Genomic DNA, 16,743 nt, shown 5'->3' on the forward strand with positions numbered 1-16,743 from the left:
AACAGGCGAAAGGGCCCCGTACGCGCGTACGGGGCCCTTTCGCGCAGCGGTGAGGGAATCTAGCCGCCGAACTCCTGCAGGCCCTTCAGGGCCTGGTCCAGGAGCGCCTGGCGGCCGTCCAGCTCCTTCTCCAGCTTGTCGGCCTTGGAGTTGTTGCCCTGGGCGCGCGCCTGGTCGATCTGCGACCTGAGCTTGTCCACGGCGGCCTGCAGCTGACCGGTCAGACCCGCGGCACGCGCGCGTGCCTCCGGGTTCGTGCGGCGCCACTCGGCCTCCTCGGCCTCCTGGATCGCCCGCTCGACCGAGTGCATCCGGCCCTCGACCTTCGGCCGGGCGTCCCGCGGCACGTGACCGATGGCCTCCCAGCGCTCGTTGATCGAACGGAAGGCCGCCCGCGCGGACTTCAGGTCGCCGATCGGCAGGAGCTTCTCGGCCTCCTCGGCCAACTCCTCCTTCAGCTTCAGGTTCTCCGACTGCTCCGCGTCACGCTCGGCGAACACCGAGCTGCGGGCGGCGAAGAACACGTCCTGGGCGCCGCGGAAGCGGTTCCACAGGTCGTCCTCGTGCTCGCGCTGGGCGCGGCCCGCGGCCTTCCACTCCGCCATCAGCTCGCGGTAACGCGCTGCCGTGGGACCCCAGTCCGTCGAGGCCGACAGCGACTCGGCCTCGGCGACCAGCCGCTCCTTGGTCCGGCGGGCCTCCTCGCGCTGCGCGTCCAGCTGCGCGAAGTGCCCCTTGCGGCGCTTGGAGAACGCCGACCGGGCGTGCGAGAAGCGGTGCCACAGCTCGTCGTCGGACTTGCGGTCGAGACGCGGCAGACCCTTCCAGGTGTCCACCAGCGCCCGCAGCCGCTCACCCGCGGCCCGCCACTGGTCGGACTGGGCCAGCTGCTCCGCCTCGACGACCAGGTCCTCCTTGGCCTTGCGGGCCTCGTCGGACTGCTTGGCGCGCTGCGCCTTGCGCTCCTCGCGGCGCGACTCGACGGTCGCCACGAGCTTGTCCAGCCGCTCCCGCAGCGCCTTCAGGTCGCCGACCGCGTGGTGGGCGTCCACCTGCTCGCGCAGATGACCGATGGCGACCTGGGCGTCCTTCGCCGACAGATCGGTGGTCTGCACGCGCTTTTCGAGGAGGCCGATCTCGACAACCAGGCCCTCGTACTTGCGCTCGAAGTAGGCCAGCGCCTCCTCGGGGGAGCCGGCCTGCCAGGAACCGACGACCTGCTCGCCGTCGGCCGTACGCACGTACACGGTCCCCGTCTCGTCGACGCGGCCCCACGGGTCGCTGCTCACAGCGCCTCCTCCACATGATGCCCGCGAGGGGCCTCAGCGCCCCCGGGCATCGTCCACAGTTTCGTCACGGCCAACATAGGCGACCAGCGGGTGGCCTGTCCGCATCCAGCGCGACCGAAATTCCGCTACCGACCGTGTTGACCTTCACGTCCGGTTATCGGCTCGGTCCGGCGCGGCCAGGGCCCCCCGGGGTCAGGACTTGGTGACCGTGGCCTTGTTGATCACGACCGTCGCGTTCGGGGCGCCGTCGCCCCCGCCCGTGCTCTCGCCCGCCGCGGCGATCTTGTTCAGCACCTTCATGCCCGTCGCGTCGATCGTGCCGAACGGGGTGTAGCTGGGCGGCAGCTGGCTGTCCTTGAAGACCAGGAAGAACTGGCTGCCGCCGGTGTGCTTCTGGCCGGTGTTGGCCATCGCCACCGTGCCCGCCGGATAGGTGTTGTTCTTCAGGCTCTTGTCCTTGAGGTTCTCGTCCGGGAGCGTGTAGCCCGGACCGCCCATGCCGGTGCCCTGCGGGTCGCCGCACTGCAGGACGTAGATGTTCTGGGTGGTCAGGCGGTGGCACTTGGTGTGGTCGAAGTAGCCCTTGCCCGCCAGGAAGTCGAACGAGTTCGCCGTGTGCGGGGCCGCCGACGCCTTCAGCGCGACGCCGATGTCACCGCACGTGGTCGCGAGCTTCAGCGTGTACTTCGCCGACGTGTCGATCGACATCGCCGGCTCCTTCTTCCAGCTCAGCTTCTTCACCGAGCCGGCCGCGGGCTTCGCGCACGGGTCCGGTGCCTTGCTGGTCGGCGTCGCGCTCGGCGTGGTCTGCTCGCTCGCGTTGACCTTCTTGTCGTCGTCCTTCAGCACCCCGGTCGTGTACAGCGCGACACTGCCGATCACGATCACGCCCAGAACCGACGCGATCACGGAGTTGCGCATGCGGGCCTTGCGCCGCGATGCGGTGCGACGCTGCTGCTGCCGCAAGAACTTCTCCCGGGCGAGCTGACGCCGCCGCTGCTCCTGGCTGACCACCGGGTTCTCTCCTCATACCTGTCGTCCGTCGGGCGGCACGCGTGCGTCCTCGTGATCCGACCCCTGCGTGTAGCCCCGTACCGTATATGGGTTCGCTGAGGAATCGGCAGCGCCGGTAGGCTCTGACAGCAGCTGAAGCCGCCTGTAATCGACACAACGAAGGACGATCGTGCTCATTGCCGGGTTCCCCGCCGGGGCCTGGGGGACGAACTGTTATCTCGTCGCCCCCGCCGCCGGTGAGGAGTGCGTGATCATCGACCCCGGCCACCAGGCCGCCGAAGGCGTCGAGGAAGCACTGAAGAAGCATCGGCTCAAGCCCGTCGCCGTCGTCCTGACCCATGGCCACATCGACCACGTGGCCTCGGTCGTCCCCGTCTGCGGAGCGCACGACGTACCGGCCTGGATCCACCCCGAGGACCGGTACATGATGAGCGACCCCGAGAAGGCGCTGGGCCGATCCATCGGCATGCCGCTGATGGGCGAGCTGACCGTGGGGGAGCCGGACGACGTCAGGGAGCTGACGAACGGCACGACCCTGGAGCTGGCCGGTCTGGAGTTCTCCGTCGCGCACGCGCCGGGCCATACCAAGGGGTCGGTGACCTTCCGGATGCCCGAGAACGCGGACATCCCGTCCGTGTTCTTCTCCGGGGATCTGCTCTTCGCCGGCTCCATCGGACGCACGGACCTGCCGGGCGGATCCATGACGGACATGCTCGACTCGCTGGCCCGTGTGTGCCTGCCGCTCGACGACTCCACCGTGGTCCTGTCCGGCCACGGCGCCCAGACGACCATCGGCCAGGAGCGCGCCACCAATCCCTATCTGCGGCAGGTGGCCGCCGGCCAGGGAGCCGCCAGGGCTCCCCGACGAGGAATGTGACGAGAGAGCTTCCGTGAGCACCTTCAAGGCCCCCAAGGGCACCTACGACCTGATCCCGCCGGACTCGGCCGCGTACCTGGCGGTCCGCGAGGCGATCGCCGCTCCGCTGCGCAACTCCGGCTACGGCTACATCGAGACCCCCGGCTTCGAGAACGTCGAACTCTTCGCGCGCGGTGTCGGCGAGTCCACGGACATCGTGACCAAGGAGATGTACGCCTTCGAGACCAAGGGCGGCGACAGGCTCGCCCTGCGCCCGGAGGGCACCGCCTCCGTGCTGCGCGCGGCCCTGGAGGCCAGCCTGCACAAGGCGGGCAACCTCCCGGTCAAGCTCTGGTACTCCGGCTCCTACTACCGCTACGAGCGCCCCCAGAAGGGCCGCTACCGGCACTTCTCCCAGGTCGGCGCCGAGGCGATCGGCGCCGAGGACCCGGCGCTCGACGCCGAGCTGATCATCCTGGCCGACCAGGCGTACCGCTCGCTGGGCCTGAGGAACTTCCGCATCCTGCTGAACAGCCTGGGCGACAAGGAGTGCCGTCCGGTGTACCGGGCCGCGCTCCAGGAGTTCCTGCGCGCTCTCGACCTGGACGAGGACACGCGCCGGCGCGTCGACATCAACCCGCTGCGGGTGCTCGACGACAAGCGCGAGTCGGTGCAGAAGCAGCTGACCGGCGCCCCGCTGCTGCGCGACTACCTGTGCGACGCCTGCAAGGCGTACCACGAGGAGGTCCGCGAGCTGATCACCGCGGCGGGCGTGGCCTTCGAGGACGACCCGAAGCTGGTCCGCGGCCTGGACTACTACACCCGCACCACCTTCGAGTTCGTGCACGACGGCCTCGGCTCGCAGTCCGCCGTGGGCGGCGGCGGCCGGTACGACGGCCTGTCCGAGATGATCGGCGGCCCCGCGCTGCCGTCCGTCGGCTGGGCCCTGGGCGTCGACCGCACGGTCCTCGCGCTGGAGGCCGAGGGAGTCGAGCTGGACATCCCGTCGACGACCAGCGTCTACGCGGTCCCGCTCGGCGAGGAGGCCCGCCGGGTGCTGTTCGCCAAGGTCACCGAGTTGCGCAAGGTCGGTGTCGCGGCGGACTTCGCGTACGGCGGCAAGGGCCTGAAGGGCGCCATGAAGAGCGCCAACCGCTCGGGCGCCCGCTACACCGTCGTGGCCGGCGAGCGCGACCTCGCCGAGGGCGTCGTCCAGCTCAAGGACATGGAGTCCGGCGAGCAGACGGCGGTCGGCGTCAACGAGATCGTGGCGGAACTGGAGTCGCGGCTCGCCTAGTCCGCACCCCCGCGCGAGGGCGCCGGACGCACTCCTGGGAGCGCGTCCGGCGCCCTCGTCGTACGGGGCCCGTGCCTGTCCGGAACCGAACGGGCACGGGTCTTCATACGTACATCCTTATGCGGAGTGAACGGTGCGCACACGCGCGTGTGCGGCACAATGACCCGTGCCCGAAGATGGTCCAGGTCTCAAGTGACGGAATCGGCGTGATGAGCAAGACGACAGTGAACCGCGTCTCCGCGGAGCCCGGTCCGGAGCGCGCCGCCGACGCCCCGCGCGCGGCCGGCGCCGGCCGCGCCCTCGCCATCCTGCTGGTGATCACCGGCGCGGCCGGGCTGCTGGCCGCCTGGGTCATCACGATCGACAAGTTCAAGCTGCTCGAAGCCAAGGTCGCCGGCAAGACGTTCACCCCCGGGTGCAGCCTCAACCCGGTGGTCTCCTGCGGCAGCGTCATGGAGAGCAAGCAGGCCGCCGCCTTCGGCTTCCCCAACCCGATGCTCGGCCTGGTCTGCTACGGCGTCGTCATCTGCGTCGGCGTCAGCCTGCTGGCCGGCGCCCGCTTCCCGCGCTGGTACTGGCTGACCTTCAACTTCGGCACCCTGTTCGGCGTGGGCTTCTGCACCTGGCTGCAGTTCCAGTCCCTGTACCGGATCAACGCGCTGTGCCTGTGGTGCTCGCTGGCCTGGGTCGCCACGATCATCATGTTCTGGTACGTCACCTCGTTCAACGTCCGCAACGGCTTCCTGCGGTCCCCGCGCTGGCTGAAGTCCTTCTTCGGCGAGTTCACCTGGGTGCTGCCGGTCCTGCACATCGGCATCATCGGCATGCTGATCCTGACCCGCTGGTGGGACTTCTGGACCAGCTGACGGTCCGGAGCGCGGAGCCGTCCCGGGCCGGCTCCGGAGACCGGCCGGAGGGGATTGTCAGTGCGGTGTTCTAGGGTTTCAGCGTGGAACCCGACCTCTTCACCGCAGCAGCGGAAGAACGCCAGGAGAAGGACCCGGCAGGCAGCCCCCTGGCGGTGCGCATGCGCCCGCGCACGCTCGACGAGGTCGTGGGCCAGCAGCATCTGCTGAAGCCCGGCTCGCCCCTGCGCCGCCTGGTGGGCGAGGGCTCCGGCGGCCCCGCGGGACCGTCCTCGGTGATCCTCTGGGGCCCGCCCGGCACCGGCAAGACCACGCTGGCGTACGTCGTCTCCAAGGCCACCGACAAGCGCTTCGTGGAGCTGTCCGCGATCACCGCGGGCGTCAAGGAGGTCCGCGCGGTCATCGACGGCGCCCGCCGCGCCACCGGCGGTTTCGGCAAGGAGACCGTCCTCTTCCTGGACGAGATCCACCGCTTCAGCAAGGCCCAGCAGGACTCCCTGCTGCCGGCCGTGGAGAACCGCTGGGTCACCCTGATCGCGGCCACCACGGAGAACCCGTACTTCTCGGTGATCTCCCCGCTGCTCTCCCGCTCCCTGCTGCTCACCCTCGAACCCCTCACCGACGACGACATCCGGGGACTGCTCCGGCGCGCGCTCGCCGCCGAGCGGGGCCTGAAGAACGCCGTCACGCTCCCCGAGAACACCGAGGAGCACCTGCTGAGGATCGCCGGCGGCGACGCCCGCCGGGCCCTGACCGCCCTGGAGGCCGCCGCCGGGGCCGCCCTGGACCAGGGCGAGAGCGAGATCACCCTGTCGACGCTGGAGCAGACCGTCGACCGGGCCGCCGTGAAGTACGACCGCGACGGCGACCAGCACTACGACGTCGCCAGCGCCCTCATCAAGTCCATCCGCGGCTCCGACGTCGACGCGGCCCTGCACTACCTGGCCCGCATGATCGAGGCGGGCGAGGACCCCCGGTTCATCGCCCGCCGCCTGATGATCTCCGCGAGCGAGGACATCGGCCTCGCCGATCCGGGCGCCCTGCCGATCGCGGTCGCCGCCGCCCAGGCCGTCGCCATGATCGGCTTCCCGGAGGCCGCCCTCACCCTCAGCCACGCCACCATCGCCCTGGCGCTCGCCCCCAAGTCCAACTCGGCGACCACCGCGATCGGTGCCGCGCTGGAGGACGTCCGCAAGGGGCTGGCCGGCTCGGTCCCGCCGCACCTGCGCGACGGGCACTACCAGGGCGCGGCCAAGCTCGGCCACGCCCAGGGGTACGTGTACCCGCACGACCTGCCCGAGGGCATCGCCGAGCAGCAGTACGCCCCGGACGCGCTGCGCGACCGCGCGTACTACACGCCGACCCGGCACGGCGCGGAGGCGCGGTACGCGGACGCCGTCGAGTGGACCAGGAAGCACCTCGGTCGTAAGCGGTCGTGAGCAGCCTGTAGACTGCTGCGAAGTGCTGAGTCCCGTGCCGTCAGAGCGGGACAGCCAGCCGGAGACCCGGTCCTCGCGGACCGGCTCCAGGAGCGTCGCGCACCGTCGAACGGTGTCGCGGGCAGCCCACCACCACCCGCATTCCCGGGACGGTCGGTGGGCCACTCGCGTGCTGCACGTATGTGCCCAGACCAGGGAACGGCTGCCCGGCAGGTCCCGAGCGGACCCGGCGGGTTTTCCCGGCTGCGGATGCGACCTCCGTAACCCTGACAAGCCGGAAACTAGGAAAGAGAACAGACAAGTGGCGAACCAGTCCCGCCCCAAGGTCAAGAAGTCGCGTGCCCTCGGCATCGCGCTGACGCCGAAGGCCGTCAAGTACTTCGAGGCCCGTCCCTACCCGCCGGGTGAGCACGGCCGCGGCCGCAAGCAGAACTCGGACTACAAGGTCCGTCTGCTCGAGAAGCAGCGTCTGCGCGCGCAGTACGACGTGTCCGAGCGCCAGCTCGTCCGCGCCTACGAGCGTGCCTCCAAGGTCCAGGGCAAGACCGGTGAGGCCCTGATCATCGAGCTCGAGCGCCGCCTCGACGCGCTGGTCCTGCGTTCGGGCATCGCCCGCACGATCTACCAGGCCCGCCAGATGGTCGTCCACGGCCACATCCAGGTCAACGGCCAGAAGGTCGACAAGCCGTCCTTCCGCGTCCGCCCGGACGACGTCGTGCAGGTCCGCGACCGTTCCAAGGACAAGACGCTCTTCACGATCGCCCGCGAGGGTGGCTTCGCCCCCGACGGCGAGACCCCGCGCTACCTGCAGGTGAACCTCAAGGCCCTGGCGTTCCGCCTGGACCGTGAGCCGAACCGCAAGGAGATCCCGGTGATCTGCGACGAGCAGCTCGTCGTCGAGTACTACGCCCGCTGATCCCAGCCCCGGCGCAGCACCTCAGCCCGCCGTCTCCCCGCCCTTCCGGGTGGGCGAGGCGGCGGGTTCGCGTTTCCCGGCCTCACCGCGCGCTCCCGCCTCGCCCTCGCCCGGCCCGCGCGGCGCCGGCAGGGCGCCCAGCGCGCGCACCTCGCCGCGCCCCAGCGCCCGGGCCACCGCCGCGTCCCGGTCGAGGCCGGCCCCCTCCTGCGCGCACTCCGCGTACCGGGCGTCGCCGAGCGCCTGCCGCGCCGCCGCCTCGCACTGCTCGTGCGGGGCGTTGTAGTACGCCGAACCGAACAGCGGCAGCCCGACCGAGGGCCACAGCCGCCCGGCGGCGCCCTGGAGCACCGCCGCCTCCACCGGATCGCCCTGGGTCAGCGTCACCAGCGCCAGCAGCTCGATCGACAGCACCGAACCCAGCAGGTCGCGGAAGGCGTGCGCATGGCCCAGGCAGTCCGCGAGCAGCTCCCGCGCGCCGACCGGGTCCCCGTCGACCCAGGCCGCGTACGCCAGCACGTACAGCGCGTACGACCGGGCCCACCGCTCCCCGTGGTCCTCGCAGACCCGGCGCACGTCCTCGCACAGCCGCACCGCGTCCGGCAGGTCCCCCTGGAAGGCCCGCGCCATCGCCAGCTCCACCTGGCCCATCAGGACATTGCTGTTCAGCTCGCCGATCTCCCGGTAGCGGTCGAGCGCCGACCGCAGCAGCGTTTCCGCGCGGGCCATGTCGTCCGTGACCAGGGCCAGGCATCCGGTGCGGTGCTCGGCGTACGCCACCGCCGCCGGATCGGCCGAGCGCTCGGCCTGCTCCCGGCAGGTCCGCAGCGCCCGCAGCGCCGGTACGGTGTCGCCCTGCAGGACCGCCACATAGCCGAGCACCCACAGCGCCTTCAGCCGGGACTGCTCGTACTCCGAGTCCAGCTCCACACTGCGCTCGAGCCAGCGCCGCCCCTCCGCGAGCCGGCCGCAGCCCACCCAGCAGAACCACAGCGAACCCGCCAGATGCTGGCCGAGATGCGCCTCCTCCGGCTCGGTCAGACAGCACTCCAGCGCCGTCCGCAGATTCGGCAGCTCGACGTCCACGCGCGCGGCCACCTCCCGCTGCCGGGGCGAGAACCAGTCCAGCTCGCACCAGGTCGCCAGGCCCAGGTACCAGTCCCGGTGGCGTCGGCGCAGCCGGCCCGCGTCCCCGATCGCCTCCAGCCACTCGGCGCCGTAGTCCCGGACGGTGTCGAGCATCCGGTAGCGGGGACCCGCCGGGGTCTCCTCGCGGGAGACGACCGACTGGGCGAGCAGCTCCGACAGCACGTCCAGGACGTGCTCGGCGGACAGCCCCTCCCCGGCGCACACGTACTCGGCCGCCTCCAGGTCGAAGGTCTGCGCGAACACCGAGAGCCGTGCCCACAGCAGCCGTTCGGCCGGGGTGCACAGCTCATGGCTCCAGCCGATCGCCGTGCGCAGTGCCTGATGCCGGGGGAGGGCGTCCCGGCCGCCGCCGGTCAGCAGCCGGAACCGGTCGTCGAGACGCCGCAGCAGCTGCGCCGGGGACAGCGCCCGCAGCCGCCCGGCCGCCAGCTCCAGCGCCAGCGGGATCCCCTCCAGCCGCCGGCACACCTCCCGTACCTCGGCGTCGTCGGCCACCGGCACCCCGTGGGTCCGGGCCCGGTCCGCGAGCAGTTGCACCGCCTCGTCCCCGCCGAGCGGCGCCAGCGGGAACAGCCGCTCTCCGGCCAGGCCCAGCGGGCGCCGGCCGGTGGCCAGCACGCGCAGCTCCGGCAGCTTCCGCAGCAGCTCCGCCACCAGCTCGGCGCAGGCCCCCACCAGGTGCTCGAACCCGTCGAGCACCAGCAGCGCCCGGCGCCCCGCCAGGTGTTCCAGTAGCGTCTCCCGGGGCGTCCGGGTGGTGTGGTCGGTCAGCCCGAGGGCCTCGACGACCGCGTACTCCACGAAGTGCGGATCACGTACGGGCGCCAGCTCCACCCGCCCCCAGCCCGCCGCCGGCCCGCCCCGCCGCGGGTCGCCCGACGCCCACTGCTCCGCCGCCCGCACGGCGAGCCGGGACTTGCCGACCCCGCCCACCCCGGTCACGGTCACCAGCCGGGCCCGGCCGAGCGCCGCCGCCAGCTCGGCCAGCTCGGCCGAGCGCCCCACGAAAGCGGTGAGTTCGAGGGGCGGATCGGTGTCCGTCCAGGAGCCGGGACTGTGAGGACCTCGCATGGGATACGGAGCGTACTGAACCGTGTTCATTCCGTACAATCGCTTCCCGCGACTCCGCCGACGCCGCCGGGTAATCCGGTACGGAGCCTCCGCCCCGGCGCGATAGGCTCGGGGCACTGTTTCTTCATGGTTCCGATGTTCAGAGCACGTTTCAGGGAGCGGGTGCGCACAGTGTCCGGTGGAGAGGTGGCCGGGATCCTGGTGGCCGTCTTCTGGGCGATCCTGGTCTCGTTCCTCGCCGTGGCACTGGCGAGGCTGGCCCAGACGCTGAAGGCGACCACCAAGCTCGTGGCGGACGTGACCGATCAGGCGGTCCCGCTGCTCGCCGACGCCTCGCGGACCGTGCGCTCCGCGCAGACCCAGATCGACCGGGTCGACGCGATCGCATCGGACGTCCAGGAAGTCACGTCGAACGCTTCCGCGCTGTCGACCACCGTCGCCTCCACCTTCGGAGGTCCGCTGGTCAAGGTCGCGGCCTTCGGCTACGGCGTGCGCCGGGCGCTCGTCGGCCGCAAGGGCGAGGACGTGCCGGTGAAGTCGCCCCGGCGTACCGTGATCGTGGGCCGGACGGTCCCTGCCGCACGACGCAAGCGGAAGTCAAGCGGAAGTAAGGACTGAGACCGAGCGATGTTCCGCCGTAGCTTCTGGTTCACCACCGGCGTCGCCGCCGGCGTGTGGGCCACCACCAAGGTCAACCGCAAGCTGAGGCAGCTGACCCCGGAGAGCCTGGCCGCCACCGCGGCGAACAAGGCCCTGGAGACCGGTCAGCGGCTCAAGGACCGCGCGGTCGGGTTCGCACTAGACGTCCGCGACAACATGGCCCAGCGGGAGGCCGAACTGGAGGAGGCCCTGGGGATCCAGGACGATCCCGAACTGCCTTCGCCCCGGCGGTACGCCGCCATCGAGAACAACCGCAGCAACCCGAAGTACATCGACTCCACGATGTACTCGTACAACCGGAATGAGGACCACTGATGGAGTCGGCCGAGATTCGCCGCCGCTGGTTGAGCTTCTTCGAGGAGCGCGGGCACACCGTCGTCCCTTCGGCGTCGCTCATCGCGGACGACCCGACTCTGCTCCTCGTCCCCGCCGGCATGGTGCCCTTCAAGCCCTACTTCCTGGGCGAGGTCAAGCCCCCCTTCCCGCGCGCCACCAGCGTGCAGAAGTGCGTGCGCACGCCCGACATCGAAGAGGTCGGCAAGACCACCCGGCACGGCACGTTCTTCCAGATGTGCGGCAACTTCTCCTTCGGCGACTACTTCAAGGAAGGCGCCATCAAGTACGCCTGGGAGCTGCTCACCAGCGCCCAGGACAAGGGCGGTTACGGCCTCGACCCCGAGCGCCTGTGGATCACCGTCTACAAGGACGACGACGAGGCCGAGCGCATCTGGCACGAGGTCGTGGGCGTGCCCAAGGAGCGCATCCAGCGCCTGGGCATGAAGGACAACTACTGGTCCATGGGCGTCCCCGGCCCCTGCGGCCCCTGCTCCGAGATCAACTACGACCGCGGCCCCGAGTTCGGCGCCGAGGGCGGCCCCGCCGTCAACGACGAGCGGTACGTGGAGATCTGGAACCTCGTCTTCATGCAGTACGAGCGGGGCGAGGGCATCGGCAAGGACAACTTCGAGATCCTCGGGGACCTGCCGAGCAAGAACATCGACACGGGCCTCGGCCTGGAGCGGCTCGCCATGATTCTGCAGGGCGTGCAGAACATGTACGAGATCGACACCTCCATGGCGGTCATCGACAAGGCCACCGAGCTGACCGGCATCCGCTACGGCGACGCCCACACCTCGGACGTCTCCCTGCGCGTGGTCACCGACCACATGCGCACCGCCACGATGCTCATCGGCGACGGCGTCACCCCGGGCAACGAGGGCCGCGGCTATGTGCTGCGCCGCATCATGCGCCGCGCCATCCGCAACATGCGCCTGCTCGGTGCCACCGGCCCGGTCGTGAGGGACCTGGTCGACACCGTGATCCGCATGATGGGCCAGCAGTACCCGGAGCTGCTCACCGACCGCGAGCGCATCGAGAAGGTGGCCGTCGCCGAGGAGAACGCCTTCCTCAAGACGCTGAAGGCCGGCACCAACATCCTCGACACCGCCGTCACCGAGACCAAGCAGTCCGGCGGCACGGTCCTCTCCGGCGACAAGGCGTTCCTGCTCCACGACACCTGGGGCTTCCCGATCGACCTCACCCTGGAGATGGCCGCCGAACAGGGCCTCGCCGTGGACGAGGACGGTTTCCGCCGCCTGATGAAGGAGCAGCGGGAGCGCGCCAAGGCCGACGCCCAGTCGAAGAAGACCGGCCACGCCGACATGGGCGCCTACCGCGCCATCGCGGACAGCGCCGGCGCGACGGACTTCATCGGCTACACCGACACCGAGGGCGAGACCACCGTCGTCGGCATCCTCGTCGACGGTGTCTCCTCGCCGGCCGCCACCGAGGGCGACGAGGTCGAGATCGTCCTGGACCGCACCCCGTTCTACGCCGAGGGTGGCGGCCAGATCGGCGACACCGGCCGGATCAAGGTCGACACCGGTGCCGTCATCGAGATCCGTGACTGCCAGAAGCCGGTCCCCGGGGTGTACGTCCACAAGGGCGTCGTCCAGGTCGGCGAGGTCACCGTCGGCGCCAAGGCCCACGCCTCGATCGACTCCCGCCGCCGCAAGGCCATCGCCCGCGCCCACTCGGCCACCCACCTGACCCACCAGGCCCTGCGCGACGCCCTCGGCCCGACGGCCGCCCAGGCCGGTTCGGAGAACCAGCCCGGCCGCTTCCGCTTCGACTTCGGCTCCCCGTCCGCCGTCCCGACGGCCGTGATGACCGACGTCGAGCAGCGGATCAACGAGGTGCTCGGCCGCGACCTCGACGTGCACGCCGAGGTCATGGGCATCGACGAGGCCAAGAAGCAGGGTGCCATCGCCGAGTTCGGCGAGAAGTACGGCGAGCGGGTCCGCGTGGTCACCATCGGCGACTTCTCCAAGGAGCTGTGCGGCGGCACGCATGTGCACAACACCGCCCAGCTGGGCCTGGTGAAGCTGCTCGGCGAGTCCTCCATCGGCTCGGGTGTGCGCCGTATCGAGGCCCTGGTCGGCATGGACGCCTACAACTTCCTCGCCCGGGAGCACACGGTCGTCAACCAGCTCACGGAGCTGCTCAAGGGCCGCTCGGAGGAGCTGCCGGAGAAGGTCTCCGCGATGCTCGGCAAGCTGAAGGACGCCGAGAAGGAGATCGAGAAGTTCCGCGCCGAGAAGGTCCTCCAGGCCGCCGCCGGTCTCGCCGGGTCCGCCAAGGACGTGCGCGGTGTGGCCGTGGTGACCGGGCAGGTGCCGGACGGTACGACCCCCGACGACCTGCGCAAGCTGGTCCTCGACGTGCGGGGCCGCATCCAGGGCGGCCGGGCCGCCGTGGTCGCCCTCTTCACGGTCAGCAACGGCAAGCCGCTGACGGTCATCGCCACCAACGAGGCCGCGCGCGAGCGTGGTCTCAAGGCCGGTGACCTGGTCCGTACCGCCGCCAAGACCCTCGGCGGCGGCGGTGGCGGCAAGCCGGACGTCGCCCAGGGCGGCGGCCAGAACCCGGCCGCCGTCGGCGAGGCCGTCGACGCCGTCGAGCGGCTCGTCGCCGAGACCGCCAAGTAAGCAAGGAACGGTCGAGACAGCATGCGCAGAGGACGTCGGCTCGCGATCGACGTCGGGGACGCCCGGATCGGGGTCGCCTCGTGCGACCCCGACGGGATCCTCGCCACCCCGGTGGAGACGGTCCCCGGCCGGGACGTGCCCGCCGCCCACCGCCGGCTGCTCCAGCTGGTGGCGGAGTACGAACCGATCGAGGTCGTCGTCGGTCTCCCTCGCTCCCTCAAGGGGGGCGAGGGCCCCGCCGCCGTCAAGGTCCGCGCCTTCGCCCAGGAGCTGGCCACGGGCATCGCGCCGGTGCCGGTGCGGCTGGTGGATGAGCGTATGACCACAGTGACGGCCAGTCAGGGACTGCGCGCCTCCGGCGTGAAGTCGAAGAAGGGCCGCGCGGTGATCGACCAGGCGGCGGCCGTCGTGATCCTCCAGCAGGCCCTGGAATCCGAACGGGTGTCAGGCAGAGCGCCCGGCGAGGGCGTCGAAGTGGTCATCTGATCGCGATACGGTAACGTTCCGCGCGATGCGCCGGTGTTCGAACAGCCGGGGCACAGCAAGAGGCGGAACGGAAGCCGGCCCACCGGCCGCGCGACTGTCGGCCTCGCGGCTCTAGGGGATCGATGACTGAGTATGGCCGGGGCCAAGGCTCCGAACCGTGGAATCCGGAGGACCCGTTGTACGGGGACGGCGGATGGGGAGGACAGCAGACCCAGCAGGGTCAGCAGTCCCCCTACGGCGGCCAGCCACAGCATCCGCAGACGCCGCAGTACGGCGACTGGAGCCAGCAGCAGCATTCCGGGTACGGCGAGCAGCAGCAGCCGTACTACGACGGGTCGGGTCAGTCCCAGTACGACCAGCAGCTCAGCGGTCAGCACCAGCAGCAGTTCCACCAGGGCGGCTGGGACGCGACCGGCACCCACGGCCATGTGCCCTACGCCGCCGACCCCGGCGACCCGTACAACCAGCAGCCCGTGGCCTACGGCGGGGAGCAGCCCGACCTCTACGGGACCGAGGACGCCTACCCGCCGCCGGAGCCGCCCGGCCGCAGGCGCCCGGAGCCGGACCCGGTCCCCGATCCGGAGCCGGCCGGCGAGGAGGAGCACGCCTTCTTCGCGGGCGGTGACGGCGAGGACGACGAGGAGCACGAGCTCCAGGGCCGGCGCGAGCGGCGGGGCAAGGGCCGCAAGCCGGTCAAGAGCAAGAAACGGCGCACCGGCTGTGCCTGCATGGTGGTCGTCCTGGTGTTCGGCGGTGGCCTCGGCGGAATCAGTTATTTCGGCTACAAGTTCTACCAAAATCGTTTCGGCGCGGCCCCGGACTTCGCGGGCGACGGCGTCAGCCAGACGGTGACCGTCGAGATCCCGAAGGGCGCGGGCGGCTGGGAGATCGGCCGCCGGCTGAAGGAGGCCGGCGTCGTCAAGAGCGCCGAGGCGTTCGTCCACGCCCAGGGGCAGACGCCGGGCGGCGACGGGATCCAGGCCGGCGCGTACCTCCTGAAGAAGGAGATGTCCGCCGCCAGCGCCGTCAAGCTGATGATGGACCCGCGCAGCCAGAACAATGTGATGGTCACGCCGGGCGAGCGCAATTCGGGTGTGTACGCGGCCATCGACAAACAGCTCGAACTGTCCGCCGGCAGTACCCAGAAGATCGCCCAGAAGCAGTACAAGACCCTCGGCGTGCCGGCCTGGGCACAGAACAGCAGTGACATCAAGGACCCGCTTGAGGGCTTCCTCTTCCCGGGCAATTATCCGGCCGCCAAGGGCATGAAGCCCGAGGCCGTCCTGAAGCAGATGGTCACCCAGGCCAAGCAGAAGTACGCCGCCTACGGACTCGACGACAAGGCCAGGGCGCTCGGCCTGAAGAACGCGTTCGAGCTCGTCACGGTCGCGAGCCTGGTCCAGGCGGAGGGCAAGACGCACGACGACTTCCGCAAGATGGCGGAAGTGGTCTACAACCGTCTCAAGCCCACCAACACCGAGACCAACCAGCTGTTGCAGTTCGACTCGACCTACAACTATCTCAAGGGCACGAGCAACATCCATATCTCCGAGAAGGAGATCAACAGCAACCGGAACCCGTACAACACCTACACCCACAAGGGACTGACGCCCGGGCCGATCGGCAACCCCGGCGAGGACGCGCTCAAGGCGACGCTGAATCCGACGCACGAGGGCTGGATCTACTTCGTCGCGACCGACGGCACGAACAACACCGAGTTCGCCAAGACCTACGCCGAATTCCAAGAGCTCAAGGACAAGTTCAATGCCAACGCGGGCAACTGACGGCCGTCGCGCCGCCGTGCTCGGTTCGCCGATCGCCCACTCCCTCTCCCCGGTGCTGCACCGGGCCGGATACGCGGCCCTCGGCCTCACCGGCTGGTCGTACGTCGGCTTCGACGTCGACGAGGCCGCTCTGCCCGGCTTCCTCGACCGGCTCGGCCCCGAGTGGGCGGGGCTGTCGCTGACCATGCCGCTCAAGCGGGCCGTCATCCCGCTGCTCGACGAGGTGAGCGACACCGCCGCCTCGGTCGACGCCGTCAACACGCTCGTCTTCACGGAAGACGGACGCCGGCTCGGCGACAACACCGATATCCCGGGCATCGTCGCCGCCCTGCGCGAGCACGGCATCGAACAGGTCGACTCCGCCGCCGTCCTCGGCGCCGGTGCCACCGCCTCCTCCGCGCTCGCCGCGCTGGCCCGGATCTGCACCGGGGAGGTCGTCGCCTACGTCCGCAGCGAGGCCCGCGCCGCCGAGATGCGGCAGTGGGGCGAGCGGCTCGACCTGGAGGTCCGTACGGCGGACTGGGCCGACGCCGCCCGTGCGCTGCACGCCCCGCTGGTGATCGCCACCACGCCCGCCGGGGCCACGGACGCCCTGGCCGCCGCCGTGCCCGAACGCCCCGCCACCCTCTTCGACGTGCTCTACGAACCCTGGCCGACCGAGCTGGCCGCCCGCTGGTCCATGTTCGGCGGTGCCGTGGTCAGTGGCCTCGACCTCCTGGTCCACCAGGCTGTACTTCAGTTCGAGCAGATGACCGGGCGTGTCCCCGGCCCGCTGGACGCCATGCGGCACGCGGGCGAGAGGGCGCTGGCCGCCCGCTGACCGCCCACGTACCCGTCCGCCTGCTGGACCGGCGGCGGGTCCCCGCCTCCGGACGTGGGAGGATCGGAGGTGGCGTACCGGGGTCGCGCACCCGGCGGCGCCGTCGCCG

The 16,743-nt window shown here is 70.7% G+C and carries 14 protein-coding genes; 11 read left to right on the forward strand and 3 right to left on the reverse strand.

Going from position 1 to position 16,743, the window contains the following annotated elements; all coding sequences use genetic code 11:
• Positions 1-59: 59 nt before the first annotated feature.
• Together ACF073_RS19385 and ACF073_RS19390 are read right to left on the reverse strand one after the other, a co-directional pair.
• A complete protein-coding gene (locus tag ACF073_RS19385; protein ID WP_392071485.1) occupies positions 60-1,289 on the reverse strand; it encodes a DUF349 domain-containing protein in 1,230 nt (409 codons plus the stop codon).
• Between the two features lie 192 nt (positions 1,290-1,481).
• Positions 1,482-2,303 (reverse strand): peptidylprolyl isomerase, encoded by an 822-nt coding sequence (locus ACF073_RS19390; RefSeq protein WP_392071487.1) that lies wholly within the window; start codon positions 2,301-2,303, stop codon positions 1,482-1,484.
• A gap of 169 nt (positions 2,304-2,472) precedes the next feature.
• On the opposite strand from ACF073_RS19390, the gene ACF073_RS19395 reads away from it, so the two are divergent.
• The 5 genes from ACF073_RS19395 to rpsD all read left to right on the forward strand — a co-directional run bounded on the left by ACF073_RS19395 (position 2,473) and on the right by rpsD (position 7,677).
• On the forward strand, positions 2,473-3,180 hold the full coding sequence (locus ACF073_RS19395; protein WP_392071489.1) for an MBL fold metallo-hydrolase: 708 nt from the start codon (positions 2,473-2,475) through the stop codon (positions 3,178-3,180).
• 13 nt (positions 3,181-3,193) lie between these two features.
• A complete protein-coding gene (gene hisS / locus ACF073_RS19400; RefSeq protein ID WP_392071491.1) occupies positions 3,194-4,456 on the forward strand; it encodes a histidine--tRNA ligase in 1,263 nt (420 codons plus the stop codon).
• A gap of 209 nt (positions 4,457-4,665) precedes the next feature.
• On the forward strand, positions 4,666-5,322 hold the full coding sequence (locus ACF073_RS19405; RefSeq protein ID WP_392071493.1) for a vitamin K epoxide reductase family protein: 657 nt from the start codon (positions 4,666-4,668) through the stop codon (positions 5,320-5,322).
• An 83-nt stretch (positions 5,323-5,405) separates the two neighbouring features.
• Positions 5,406-6,761: a replication-associated recombination protein A gene (locus ACF073_RS19410; protein ID WP_392071495.1), complete on the forward strand. Its 1,356-nt coding sequence runs from the start codon at positions 5,406-5,408 to the stop codon at positions 6,759-6,761.
• Positions 6,762-7,062: 301 nt separating this feature from the next.
• Positions 7,063-7,677, forward strand: a complete 615-nt coding sequence (gene rpsD / locus ACF073_RS19415) for a 30S ribosomal protein S4 (RefSeq protein ID WP_392071497.1) — start codon at positions 7,063-7,065, stop codon at positions 7,675-7,677.
• A gap of 21 nt (positions 7,678-7,698) precedes the next feature.
• On the opposite strand, the gene ACF073_RS19420 is transcribed toward rpsD, so the two are convergent.
• Entirely contained in the window at positions 7,699-9,897 is a 2,199-nt protein-coding gene (locus ACF073_RS19420) for an ATP-binding protein (protein WP_392071499.1), read from the reverse strand.
• Between the two features lie 171 nt (positions 9,898-10,068).
• Here ACF073_RS19420 and ACF073_RS19425 point away from each other — a divergent pair, with 171 nt between their 5' ends.
• The 6 genes from ACF073_RS19425 (at position 10,069) to ACF073_RS19450 (ending at position 16,634) form a co-directional block, all read left to right on the forward strand.
• Positions 10,069-10,515, forward strand: a complete 447-nt coding sequence (locus ACF073_RS19425; protein ID WP_392071501.1) for a DUF948 domain-containing protein — start codon at positions 10,069-10,071, stop codon at positions 10,513-10,515.
• A gap of 9 nt (positions 10,516-10,524) precedes the next feature.
• On the forward strand, positions 10,525-10,872 hold the full coding sequence (locus ACF073_RS19430; protein ID WP_392071502.1) for a hypothetical protein: 348 nt from the start codon (positions 10,525-10,527) through the stop codon (positions 10,870-10,872).
• Complete coding sequence (gene alaS, locus ACF073_RS19435) at positions 10,872-13,544, forward strand: alanine--tRNA ligase (RefSeq protein ID WP_392071504.1); 2,673 nt, start codon at positions 10,872-10,874, stop codon at positions 13,542-13,544. The genes ACF073_RS19430 and alaS overlap by 1 nt, the downstream gene beginning before the upstream one ends.
• Before the next feature lie 21 nt (positions 13,545-13,565).
• Entirely contained in the window at positions 13,566-14,030 is a 465-nt protein-coding gene (gene ruvX / locus ACF073_RS19440; RefSeq protein WP_392071506.1) for a Holliday junction resolvase RuvX, read from the forward strand.
• 122 nt (positions 14,031-14,152) lie between these two features.
• On the forward strand, positions 14,153-15,814 hold the full coding sequence (gene mltG, locus ACF073_RS19445; RefSeq protein ID WP_392071508.1) for an endolytic transglycosylase MltG: 1,662 nt from the start codon (positions 14,153-14,155) through the stop codon (positions 15,812-15,814).
• Entirely contained in the window at positions 15,795-16,634 is an 840-nt protein-coding gene (locus ACF073_RS19450; protein WP_392071509.1) for a shikimate dehydrogenase, read from the forward strand. The genes mltG and ACF073_RS19450 overlap by 20 nt, the downstream gene beginning before the upstream one ends.
• Positions 16,635-16,743 lie beyond the last annotated feature (109 nt).

The organism is Streptomyces sp. NPDC015171, assembly GCF_043079545.1.
In the GTDB taxonomy this organism is placed as follows: Bacteria; Actinomycetota; Actinomycetes; order Streptomycetales; family Streptomycetaceae; genus Streptomyces.

What these genes read in the sequence shown, in the direction of transcription:
- ACF073_RS19405 (WP_392071493.1), top strand. Translation starts at nt 4,666, where the DNA reads ATGAGCAAGACGACAGTGAACCGCGTCTCCGCGGAGCCCGGTCCGGAG.
- ACF073_RS19420 (WP_392071499.1), bottom strand. Translation starts at nt 9,897, where the DNA reads ATGCGAGGTCCTCACAGTCCCGGCTCCTGGACGGACACCGATCCGCCC.
- ACF073_RS19430 (WP_392071502.1), top strand. Translation starts at nt 10,525, where the DNA reads ATGTTCCGCCGTAGCTTCTGGTTCACCACCGGCGTCGCCGCCGGCGTG.
- alaS (WP_392071504.1), top strand. Translation starts at nt 10,872, where the DNA reads ATGGAGTCGGCCGAGATTCGCCGCCGCTGGTTGAGCTTCTTCGAGGAG.
- ruvX (WP_392071506.1), top strand. Translation starts at nt 13,566, where the DNA reads ATGCGCAGAGGACGTCGGCTCGCGATCGACGTCGGGGACGCCCGGATC.
- mltG (WP_392071508.1), top strand. Translation starts at nt 14,153, where the DNA reads ATGACTGAGTATGGCCGGGGCCAAGGCTCCGAACCGTGGAATCCGGAG.
- ACF073_RS19450 (WP_392071509.1), top strand. Translation starts at nt 15,795, where the DNA reads ATGCCAACGCGGGCAACTGACGGCCGTCGCGCCGCCGTGCTCGGTTCG.